7 protein-coding genes are annotated in these 11,193 nt (G+C 64.1%); 6 read left to right on the top strand and 1 reads right to left on the bottom strand.

What is annotated here, in order from left to right; all coding sequences use genetic code 11:
• The first annotated feature begins 111 nt into the window (after positions 1-111).
• The 6 genes from WH87_RS09400 (at position 112) to WH87_RS09375 (ending at position 9,834) form a co-directional block, all read left to right on the top strand.
• Complete coding sequence (locus tag WH87_RS09400) at positions 112-804, top strand: nucleotidyltransferase family protein (RefSeq protein ID WP_046139365.1); 693 nt, start codon at positions 112-114, stop codon at positions 802-804.
• On the top strand, positions 801-3,815 hold the full coding sequence (gene addB / locus WH87_RS09395) for a double-strand break repair protein AddB (RefSeq protein WP_046139366.1): 3,015 nt from the start codon (positions 801-803) through the stop codon (positions 3,813-3,815). Before WH87_RS09400 ends, addB begins: the two co-directional genes overlap by 4 nt.
• Positions 3,812-7,231 (top strand): double-strand break repair helicase AddA, encoded by a 3,420-nt coding sequence (gene addA / locus WH87_RS09390; protein ID WP_046139367.1) that lies wholly within the window; start codon positions 3,812-3,814, stop codon positions 7,229-7,231. The genes addB and addA overlap by 4 nt, the downstream gene beginning before the upstream one ends.
• Positions 7,232-7,311: 80 nt before the next feature.
• Entirely contained in the window at positions 7,312-7,635 is a 324-nt protein-coding gene (trxA, locus tag WH87_RS09385) for a thioredoxin (RefSeq protein ID WP_046139368.1), read from the top strand.
• A 143-nt stretch (positions 7,636-7,778) separates the two neighbouring features.
• Complete coding sequence (trxA, locus tag WH87_RS09380; RefSeq protein ID WP_197410769.1) at positions 7,779-8,102, top strand: thioredoxin; 324 nt, start codon at positions 7,779-7,781, stop codon at positions 8,100-8,102.
• A gap of 61 nt (positions 8,103-8,163) precedes the next feature.
• Positions 8,164-9,834, top strand: a complete 1,671-nt coding sequence (locus WH87_RS09375; RefSeq protein WP_046139370.1) for a glycoside hydrolase family 3 protein — start codon at positions 8,164-8,166, stop codon at positions 9,832-9,834.
• On the opposite strand, the gene WH87_RS09370 is transcribed toward WH87_RS09375, so the two are convergent.
• A complete protein-coding gene (locus tag WH87_RS09370; RefSeq protein ID WP_046139371.1) occupies positions 9,831-11,123 on the bottom strand; it encodes a bifunctional folylpolyglutamate synthase/dihydrofolate synthase in 1,293 nt (430 codons plus the stop codon). The two genes, WH87_RS09375 and WH87_RS09370, sit on opposite strands and share 4 nt — an antisense overlap.
• Positions 11,124-11,193: the final 70 nt, after the last annotated feature.

Below are 11,193 nucleotides of genomic sequence, written 5' to 3'. Positions count from 1 at the left end.
CACAAGCGGGTAGTGGTCCTCGGATCAAGTCCGAGGACAGCGCCGGTGGGTGTGAGAGAGCGCCGCGGCTCCCACTGGACATCGCGCCGCTCCCCCGGTCTTATCCCGACCATGAACGACACCATTCGATTCCCCGATGTCATGCTCCTGGCGGCCGGGTTGGGCACGCGGTTGCGCCCGATCACCGAGGCCATTCCCAAGCCGCTGGTGCCCGTAGCCGGCGTGCCGCTGATCGAGCGGATTGTCAGCAATGCGCGCGCCGAAGGGGCCAAGCGCTTCGTCGCCAATGTGCATTATCGCGCCGACCAGATTCTCGCCCATTTCGGCGGCCTGATCAAAGTCAGCCGCGAGGACGACTTGCTGGGTACCGGCGGGGGAGTAAAGCGCGCCCTGCCCATGCTGCATTCCGACCCGATCCTGGTGATGAATACCGACGCCTTCTGGCCCGCCGGAAGCGACACGCCGCTCACCCGCATGTTGGCGCGTTATGGCGAAGACGCCGAAATCGTGCTGCTCTGCGTGCATCCACGCAATGCCACCGGCTTTGCCCGCAGCCATGATTTTTGCCTCGACCCACAAGGCCGCATCACCCGCGACTATGGCGCGCCGGTGATCTATGGCGGCGTGGCGCTGCTGGGCAAAAAGCTGTTCGAGGACACGCCGGACGGCGCCTTCTCGCTCAATGAGCTGTTCGAGGCGGCGCTGGAGCGCGAGACGCTGATGGGCGTGGCGCTCAACGCACCATGGTTCCATGTCGGCGACCCGCAGGCGCTGGCCGATGCCGAAAGCCAGCTCGCGCCATGACGCTGTACACCATCGCGCCCCATGCCAAATTCATCGCCGTTCTGGCCGACAAGATCATCGACGGCACGCTGCTCGGTGGCTGGAGCCAGGACAATCCGTTCTGGCTGAGCGATGTCACTGTGGTGCTGCCGACGCGCCGCGCCAAGTTAGCATTGGCGGATGAATTCGCGCGAAAGGGTCACAGTCTGTTACCCGATATTCGCACTTTCGGGGGTGAAACCGAGGACGAAGAACCCTTCCTGCCGCCCTTCGACGCCGAGACCCCGCTGCCCGCCGCATCGGCGCTGGAACGCCGCTTGGCGCTGGCACAACTGGTGGATAAGTGGGCCAATTCGGACGCGGGCCGTCAGGCTTTCTCGACGCCGCCGACAGCTGGTGAAATCCTGGCCATGGCCGAGTCGCTCGGCCAGCTGATCGATGATCTTCACACCGAAGAGCGCAGCGCCGACGAGATCGCCGCCATCGTGCCCGAGATCGAAACCAATCTCAGCGCCTATTGGCAGCAGACCCTGACCTTTCTTGATATTGCGCTGCGCTACTGGCCCCTGCGCCTTGGCGCCAAGGGCCATGCCGACGTTGCCGCCCTGCGCGGGCAACGTCTCGACCGGCAAGCCCTTGCCGCACCACTGATTTATGGCGACCGCCCGGTCATCGCCGCAGGCTCCACCGGCTCGATCGCCGCCACCGCTCGCCTGCTCAAGGCCGTGCATCTATTGCCGCGCGGCGCCGTCGTGCTGCCGGGTCTCGATACCAGTCTTACGCCAGCCGGTCATGCGGCTCTGCTCGACGACAAGAACAACCCGCACGGCCACCCGCAATATGGTCTGGCCAAGCTGCTGCGTGGGCTGGACGCCACCATTGCCTCAGTCATCGAACTGGCACCGGCGACGTCGCCGCGCACCACGCTGGTGAACCGCGCGCTGGCGCTGACTAAGGACACGGCGCTGTGGGCACAGCAGCGCTTGTCGCCCGCTCAGCTCGACGCTGCCAGCGAAGGGCTCACCGTCATTCGCGCCCGCACCGAGGACGAGGAGGCGCGCGCCATTGCGCTGGCCGCAAGGCAGGCGCTGGAAGACCAGAAAACCGTTGGCATCGTCACGCCGGATCGCAATCTGGCGCGCCGCATCGCCGCCGAACTGCGCCGCTTCGATGTCGCCGTCGACGATGCGGCCGGTGCACCGCTGTTCCAGTCGGCAGCGGGACGCCTGTTGCGACAAATTCTCGCCGTCGCCAGCACCGATTGCTCGGCCGTTGATCTGGTCTCCCTGCTGCGCAATCGCGCCGCCCTGTTTGGGCTGGACCGCGCCACCATCGGCAAGCTGACCGACGACATCGAGCTGGGCCTTCTGCGTGGGCAACGCGCCAATCCGGGCATTGCCGGGCTGCGCCAATTGCTCCGGGCCAATATCGACAAGGTCACGACGCATCCGAGCAAACGCCTCAATGAGGATCAGGGCATCGCCATCGAGGCGCTGTTCGTGCGCATCGAGGCAGCGCTGGTGCCGCTGCGGTCGCTGTTTGCGCAAAAGCTGATCTCAGCCAGCGGCTTTGCCAGCGCTCTCTGCTCGGCCTTCGAGGCCGTGGCCGATGGCGCCACTCTGCCCGGTAGGCTGGAGCTGGCCGAATGGGGCCGTCAGATGGCCCAACAGGTGGGTGAGGGCCATGAGTTTGCGCCGCGCCAGCTCGAAGGCGTGCTCAATGCGCTGATGCTTGGCTTTCAAGTGCGCACGCATGATGAGCGCCGCGGCGACATCTCCATCTGGGGCCAGCTCGAAGCGCGTCTGCAAAACCCAGACCTGCTGATCCTGGCCGCGCTCAACGAAGACAAATGGCCGGAGGCCGCCGATCCCGGCCCATGGCTCAGCCGGGGCATGCGGCTAGCGGCCGGAATGCAGCCACCCGAGCGCAAGCAGGGCCTGGCCGCGCATGACTTTGCGCAGGGGCTCGGCAATAGCAACGTCATCATCGCGCTGTCTGACCGTGTCGGCGCTAGCCCCTCCATTGCTTCCCGCCTGTTGCAGCGGCTCGAAGCCTTTGCCGGCGAGGACTACGTCAAACTCTGGCAGGCCAAGGGTGCCCGCTGGCTGGAGGAGGCCCGTCGGATCGACGCCGTGGGCCTGCCAACACCCGCAGCACGCCCTGCGCCAAGCCCTGCCGCCCACAGGCGTCCGCGCCGCCTCTCGGTCACCGAGATCGAAACGCTGATGCGCTCGCCCTATGACATTCACGCCAAGCATGTGCTCAAGCTGCGCCCGCTCGACCCGCTGGGCGAAACGCCTGATGCGCGCGAGCGCGGCACCATCATCCACGACATCTTCGCGCAGTTCGTCATAGACAGGCATGATGTGATGGCCGCCGACGCGCCCGATATTCTGCGCACCATCGCGGTCGAAAAGTTCTCCGGGCTCGACGCCATTGGCGAGCGTCGGGATATCTGGCTGCGCCGCTTTGAAACCACCGCTGCGCAGTTCCTCGATTTCGAGCGGGCGCGCAATTCCAATGTGCGCAAGCGCCACGCCGAGATCGACGGCAAGTGGGACCTGGCCATGGACGAGACCTTCACCATCACCGGCCGCGCCGACCGCGTCGACGAGATGGTGGATGGCACGCTGGAAATCATCGATTTCAAGACCGGCTCGCCGCCCTCGCCCGGCGCGATGAAGGCATTTGAAGTGCCCCAATTGCTGCTCGAAGCGCAGATGGCCAAGGCCGGAGCGCTGGAGGCCATCGTGCCGGCCGACAGCTCGGCCCTCACCTATATCAAGATCGGGCTGGGGCCAGATGCCTTTACCCGCAAGGATTTCACCCCAGCCGATGGCTTTGACCTGATGGATGCCGCCGACGAGATTGCCCGCCGCATGCAGAGCCACATTGCCTATTTCCTGTTTCAGGATGTGCCGATGACGGCGCGCCTGCTGCCGCTCAAATCGCAGCGCTTTGCCGGGGCCTATGATCATCTGGCGCGCGTGGCGGAATGGACTGCCGTTGACGGCGGAGAGGACGAAGCATGAGGGGACAGCTTCGCGTTCCGGCCCAGACCAGCGCCAATCAGGCGCGCGCCGCCGACCCTAAATGGTCGATCTGGGTGGAGGCCAATGCGGGGTCGGGCAAGACCTATGTGCTGACGCGCCGCGTGCTGCGGCTGCTGCTGGCCGATGTCGCGCCACAGACCATTTTGTGCCTCACGTATACCAAGGCCGCCGCTGCCGAGATGCGCCGCCGCGTCGCCAAGGAACTGGCGCAGTGGGCGGTCATGGAGACATCTGCGCTGGAAGCCGAACTGGTCGGCATTGAAGGACCGGGCTTTGATCCGGCCCTGCTCGATCGCGCACGAACCCTGTTTGCCAAGGCATTGGAAACCCCGGGCGGGCTCAAGATCGTCACCATTCACGCCTTTTGTGAATCGGTGCTGCATCGGTTTCCGCTCGAAGCTGGGGTGCCGTTTGATTTTGCCGTCATCGAGGATGACGAGCGCGAGGCCATGGTGCTGGCAGCGCGCGAGGCCGTTCTGGCCGAAGGGCTGGGCGTTGAGGGTGCGGTCGAGACGCTGTTTGTCAGCCTCAGCGACAGCCAGATCGGCGATGCCATTCGCGAAGCGCTGAGCGATGGGCGCAAGCTCAAGGCCGTGCTGGCCGATGTCGACACCGCCAAGGCCAACCTGCGCCGCTTTGTTGGCACCGGCACAGAAACACCAGCCGTACTGAACCAGAAGCTGATCTCGGAGAGCCTGCTGTCTCCGCTCGACCTGCGCGAAGCGGTGCAATTGTTCGAGGGCGATCCCAACGGGAGCCGCCGCTTCATCGATCTCATCGCACGCATCGATCCCGATGCCATGACGGCGACCGGATTGCGCGCGGCGTTTCTCACTGACAAGGGCCCGCGCGCTCAATTGCTGACCGCCAAGCAGCAGGCGAGCTACCCCCACATCTTCCAGCGCTTCGTCGCGGAACAGGAACGGATCGTGGCGCTCGATGCGGCGATTGCCGGCGCGCAACTGGTGCAGCGTAGCGAAGCCTTGCTCGATGTGATTGCAGCCATCGCCGAGCGCTATGAGCGGCAAAAACGCAGCCGCTCGCTGCTCGATTTTGACGATCTGGTCGAACGGCTAGCACATCTGTTTGAAACCGATGCGGCAGATTGGGTGCGCTACAAGCTCGACGCCGGGATCGATCATATTCTGGTCGACGAAAGCCAGGACACTAATGGCGAGCAGTGGCGTGTCGTCAAAGCCATTGCCGAAGAATTTTTTGCCGGTGAAGGCGCGGTGACGCGGCCGCGCTCGCTGTTTGCCGTGGGCGATCAGAAACAGTCGATCTATTCGTTCCAGGGGGCCGAGCCAGCGCTGTTTGGCGAGACCGGCGCCGAGTTTGGCCGTCGCGCCGAAGAGGCCGGCATGCTCTTCCAGCCGCTGCCGCTGCACACCAGCTTCCGCACCCTGCCCGAAATCCTCAAGGCGGTGGATCTGGTCAGCGACCAGCACCCGATCCAGGCGGCCTTGCTGTCGCGCGACAAGGTGCATCACGACACCGCCCGCGTCATGACCGGCGGCAGCGTGACCCTCTGGCCCCCGCTGCAGCAACAAAGCGGCGGTCCGGCGAGTGGGGAATGGCCCATCGAGCCGGTGGAAGCCGAACAGACCGCCCCACGCCAGGTTGCCACTCGCATTGCCCGGGAAATTCGCTTCTGGATCGAGAGCGGTCGTGCCCTTTCCGGACGTGGACGCGCGGTGACCGCCGATGACGTTTTGATCCTCGTCCAGTCGCGCAGCACGCTGTTTCAGGAAGTGATCCGCGCTCTTCGACGCGAGAACCTGCCGACGCCGGGCACCGACCGGCTCAAGGTCACCGGCCATATTGCGGTGATGGATTTGCTCGCCGTCTGCGACGTGCTGCTCAACCCTGCCGATGACCTGCAACTGGCGGCCGTATTGCGCTCGCCGCTGTTCGACGTCAGCGACGACGAACTACTCGAAATCGCCAATCCGCGTGCCAGCGGGCAAAGCCTGTGGTCGGCGATGGAGGGCTCGCAGCTTCCCCATGCCATTGACGCCGCCGCAACGCTGGGCCGCTGGCGCAGCGAGCTCGACTTTGAACGCCCCTTCGAGTTTTTGACTGCCGTGCTCTATGCCGAAGGCGGGCTGCGGCGCTTCCATGCCCGGCTGGGGACGGAGGTCGACGAAGTGTTCGCCGAACTGCTCGATCTGGCACTGAGCCATGAGCAGGGCAGTCAGCCTTCCCTGCAAGGGTTCGTTGCCGAGATGCGGCGCCGCGATGTTTCGATCAAGCGCGATCTCGCCGATACGGGCGCCGGCGTGCGGGTGATGACCGTGCATGGCGCTAAGGGCCTTGAAGCGCCCATCGTCATTCTGGCCGATGCCACCAGCAAGCCCAGCGGCAAACAGAAGAGCCGCCCCAGCTATGTGCTGTCTGAAGCGCCCGGTCCCTTGCTGATCCATGCGGCTGGCGACAAGCAACACGTGCTCGAAACGCGCGAGAAGAAGCAGGAGATCGAGGCCAATCTCGAACAGGAATATTGGCGTAAGCTCTATGTCGGCATGACGCGGGCCGAAGACGAGCTTTACGTCACCGGCGCGCTCAATGCCTCGGCCAAGCCCGAGACCCAGCTTGAGGGCAGCTGGTACGCTGCCATCGAGACCGCCTTGCTGCCTCTCAGCACGGTGACCAAAGCCGATGATGGCACGGTCAACGCGATCATCTACCCGGCGACCTGGGCGGCACAACAGCCGCATGCGCCAAGTGGTCGTGATGCCCGCGATGTGGTTGGCCTGCGCTTTGAGCCGCTCGCCGCGCACAAAGCCGTGCCCATTGTTACGCCCAGCGCTGCCAGCACCCGTGTTGCGCCGCTTCAGGCGCTCGACAGCGCCGCTGAGCAGGTTCGTGACGCCGATGCCGCCCGCAAGGACGGGATCGCGCTGCATGCCCTGCTGCAGCATCTGGGGCGGGTGGAGAAGTCGCTCTGGCCACAGGTGGTGCCCAAGGCCCTCCAGGTGCTGTTGGGTGATGCGCCCGAGCGCCACGCCGCCATTGGCGCGCATGCAATGTCCATCCTGACGCGGCCCGAGCTGGCCGAACTGTTCGGGCCCAATAGCCGCGCCGAAGTGCCATTCCTGATCAATGGACAGCGCGATGGCCAGGACATTCGCATTGCCGGGCGCATGGATCGGCTGGTGGTCAACGAATCGGACGTGCTGGTGGTGGACTACAAATCCGACGCGGCCGTGCCCACCTCTCCCAGCGCCGTGCCCAACCAGTATCGCACCCAGTTGGGCCTATATGCACTGGTTGCAGGTCAGCTGTTCCCCGGGCGGTCCGTCCGCGTGGCGATCCTATGGACCCAATTGGAATCGCTCATGAATTTGCCGCTGGACGATCTCGCGGCCGACATATCTGGCTTCACCATGCGGTGACCCTCCTTGCACCAATGCTGGACTCTTCCCAGCTTTAGGCGCACAGAGACCGCCGCTTTCAACCCAAAGGCTAGAACACCATGACTACTCACGTTTCCGACGCCAATTTCGGCGAGGAAGTCCTTAACTCCAAAGAGCCCGTCCTCGTGGATTTCTGGGCGGAGTGGTGCGGGCCGTGCCGCGCGATCGCACCTGTTCTCGACGAGCTGTCGACTGAGCTGGCCGGCAAGGTCAAGATCGTCAAGCTCAACATCGACGAGAACCCGTCCACGACCGTCAAGTACGGCGTCCGCTCTATTCCAACCATGATCCTGTTCAAGGGCGGCGAAGCTGCCGACATGAAGATCGGTGCAGGCACGCCCAAGGCCGGCCTGACCAAATGGCTGGAGAGCCACGCCGTCTAATCCCGGCTGGCCATCAGACTTCGAAACACCGCTGGAGCGATCCGGCGGTGTTTTTGTTTGCCCACGCGCACAATGTTTTGTGCCGCTTCCCAGGCGCGACGACTCCCGCTAATCTCCATCGTAACTTACCGATGGAGAAGACGATGGCCCACCACGTGACTGACGCCGATTTCGCAACAGAGGTTCTGGCATCCGACAAACTGGTGCTGGTGGATTTCTGGGCGGAATGGTGCGGCCCTTGCAAGGCGATGGACCCAATCCTCGAGCAGGTGGCGGGCGACCTCACCGACACCGTCAATATCGTCAAGCTCGACGTCGACAGCAATCCATCCACCGTCACCCAATACGGCATCCGCGCCATGCCGACGCTGGTGATCTTCAAGAACGGCCAGCCGGTCGATATGAAGGTTGGTGCAGGCCAGTCGCGCGCGCAGCTGGTCAAGTGGCTGGAATCCCACGCCGCCTGAGACAGAGCGGCCCGTTCTCTGCTAATTCTTCTGTCAAAAGAAGACTTGGGGAGGATACCCATTGGCCGCCATCGATCTTTCAGCTGCCCCGTTCCATCTTGATGACGCGGCCATCGCCTGGGTCAATACGACCCGCGATGGCCTGACGCCCCGCGACAAGCTCGCCCAGCTTTTTGTGCTGCTGGAACGCGGCGCTCCGGCTGAAGTCGCCGAAACCGTCCGCAATTTCCGCCCCGGCGGCATCACCCGCATCTATTCCAGCGATCTGGCAAGCGAGGTGAGCCTTGCCAACGAGCTGAACGGCAACAGCCCTATCCCCCTGTTCATCAGCGCCGATCTTGAAGGCAGCCGCATGAGCCTGCCGTTTGGCAGCAGCGTGCCCAATCCACTAGGCCTTGCCGCGGTTGACGATGTGGAGGCGACGACAGCCATCTCCACCATCATGGCGCAGGAGGCGGGCGCCGTGGGGCTCAACTGGAGCTTCACCCCGGTCATCGACATCAATGCGGCCTTCCGTAGCGCCATCGTCGGCACGCGCTCCTATGGCAGCGATATCGACAAGATCGAGCGCCATGCGCTGGCGCAGATTGCGGCCTTTCAGGCCAATGGCGTCGCCGCCACAGTCAAGCATTGGCCCGGCGAAGGCTATGACGACCGCGATCAGCATCTGGTGACGACCGTCAACCCGCTCTCCATCAGCGAATGGGAGACCAGCTTTGGTCGGCTCTATCGCAAGGCCATCGACGCCGGGGTGTTGAGCGTCATGTCCGCGCACATCGCCTTCCCCGCCTTTGTGCGCGAACTCGATCCCGATGCAGGCGCCGAAGCCTATCGTCCGGCATCGCTCAGCCGGGTGCTCAACCAGACCCTGCTGCGCGACCAGCTAGGCTTTAATGGCCTCATTGTCTCGGACGCGACGCCCATGGCGGGCATGGGCGATTGGGGCCCGCGCGATGTGGTGTTGCCTGAAGCGGTGATCGCGGGTTGCGACGTCATCCTCTTCTCCGACGATTCCAATGCCGATCTGATGCGGCTGGTCAAAGCCGTCGCCGACGGACGGCTGACGCAGGAGCGGGTCGATGAAGCCGTGACGCGCGTTCTGGCGCTCAAGGCGGCGCTGGGCCTGCACAAGCAACGGTCTGACCTGAGCCTGGCAAACGCGCAGGCAGTGGTGTCCAGCGAGCAGAGCCGGATGACGGTCGATAGCGTCACCGCTCGGGTGCCCACACTGGTCAAGGACGTGACGGGCGTAGTGCCGATCGCACCCAACAAGCACAAGCGCGTGCTGGTGTTCTCAGGCGGGGTGATCCTGCCCTTCGTGCCCCATCCTCTGCCGCTCAGCGTGCCGGAGCGGCTGGAAAAGGAAGGCTTTGAGGTCACGCTCTATACGCCCAGCCTCAATGTCAGCCCCAAGGACTTCGATCTGGTGCTGTATCTGTTTGCCGAGGAAACCACGCTTGGCCGCAGCCGGATTTTCCTCGATTGGGTCAAGCTCACCGGATCAGTGTTCGGCGCCATGGCGCGCTACTGGCACGACATCCCGACGTTGATGATCTCGTTCGGCTACCCCTATTATCTCTACGACGCGCCGCGCGTGCCCGCCTATGTCAACGCCTATGGCTCCAGCGAGGCGCTGCAGGCAGCTGTGGTGGAAGCCATTCTGGGACGGCGCCCCTTTGCTGGCACCAGCCCTGTTGACCCCTTTGTCGGGAGCGAACAGGGCAAGTATTAATCCGGCGGGGTGCCGTTTTTCGCCAGAACATCGCCCGCCAGATACAGCGAGCCACAGATCACCACACGCGCGCCGGGAAGGACCGACGCGGTCTTGAGCGCCGCGCGCACCGAGCGGCTGGGCCGGGCGGCAAACCCGGCCTTCCGCGCCTCGGCGGCGATATAGTCCGCCCTATGGGCATTGGCTTCGCCGGGTATGGTGAGCGTGATCACCTGTTCGGCCAGCCCCTTGAAGTGGGCCAGGAAATCCTGCGGTGATCTGGTGTTCATCATGCCCATGATCAGCACCAGTGGCGCGGGACGGCTCTCGTTCATGGTCCGCATGGCGGCGGCCAGCGCGGCCGAGCCATGGGCGTTGTGACTGCCGTCGAGCCAGAGCTCGGACGCCGGATCGAGCAGATCGCGCAGCTTGCCCTTGATGGGCGTCATGCGCGCGGGCCAGACCACATTGCGCAGGCCACGCGCCAAGGCGTCGGCGTCAATCGGCAGACCGAAATGGCGCGCTGCAGCGATGGCCAGCGTCGCGTTATCATACTGGTGGATGCCGAACAGCGCGGGCGGCGGCAGATCGAGCAGACCGTCCTCGTCCTGAAACACGAGCCGGCCATCCTGAGCGCTGCCGTGGAAGTCCTCGCCCTGCCAGACCGGCGTGATGCCCAGTCGTCGCGCGGCTTTGTCGAGCACCACGCGCCCCTCTTCCTTTTGCACGCCGATCACCGCCTTGGCGCCGCGTTTGAAGATACCCGCCTTGCTCACGGCGATCTCGGCGATGGTGTTGCCCAGAAAAGCCTGATGGTCGAGATCGACGGGGGTGATGATGGTGCCGAGAGGATGCTCGACCACATTGGTTGTGTCGTACGTCCCGCCCATGCCAGTTTCGAGCAGCAGGTAATCGGCAGGCGTCTCAGCGAACAGCACAAAGGCGGCAACTGTCGTCACCTCGAAAAAGGTGATCGCGTTGCCCGCATTGACCGCCTCGACCCGCTCCAGGGTGGCATTGAGGCGGCGGGTGTCGACGAGTTTGCCGGCCAGACGGATGCGCTCATTGAAGCGCACCAGATGGGGGGAATTGTAAACGTGGACGGTCTTGCCAGCGGCCTCGAGGAAGGCGCGCAGATAGGCAATGGTTGAGCCCTTGCCATTGGTGCCCGCCACATGGATCACCGGCGGCAGCTTGGCCTGCGGCTTGCCCAGTGCGTCGAGCAGCGGCAGCATGCGATCCAGGCTGAGATCGATCAGCTTTGGATGCAGTTCCGAAAGACGCTTGAGGATGGCATCTGTGCGCGACATGGCAGGACCCCGATATATGAGCCCCTGAGTTAGCCCTGATCGAAGCCAGTCTCAACATGCAAAAGCATGG

This window comes from Devosia epidermidihirudinis (assembly GCF_000971295.1).
Lineage (GTDB): Bacteria > Pseudomonadota > Alphaproteobacteria > Rhizobiales > Devosiaceae > Devosia > Devosia epidermidihirudinis.
Note: the sequence above shows the minus strand (reverse complement) of the source record. Positions and strands in the feature narration are given on the sequence as shown.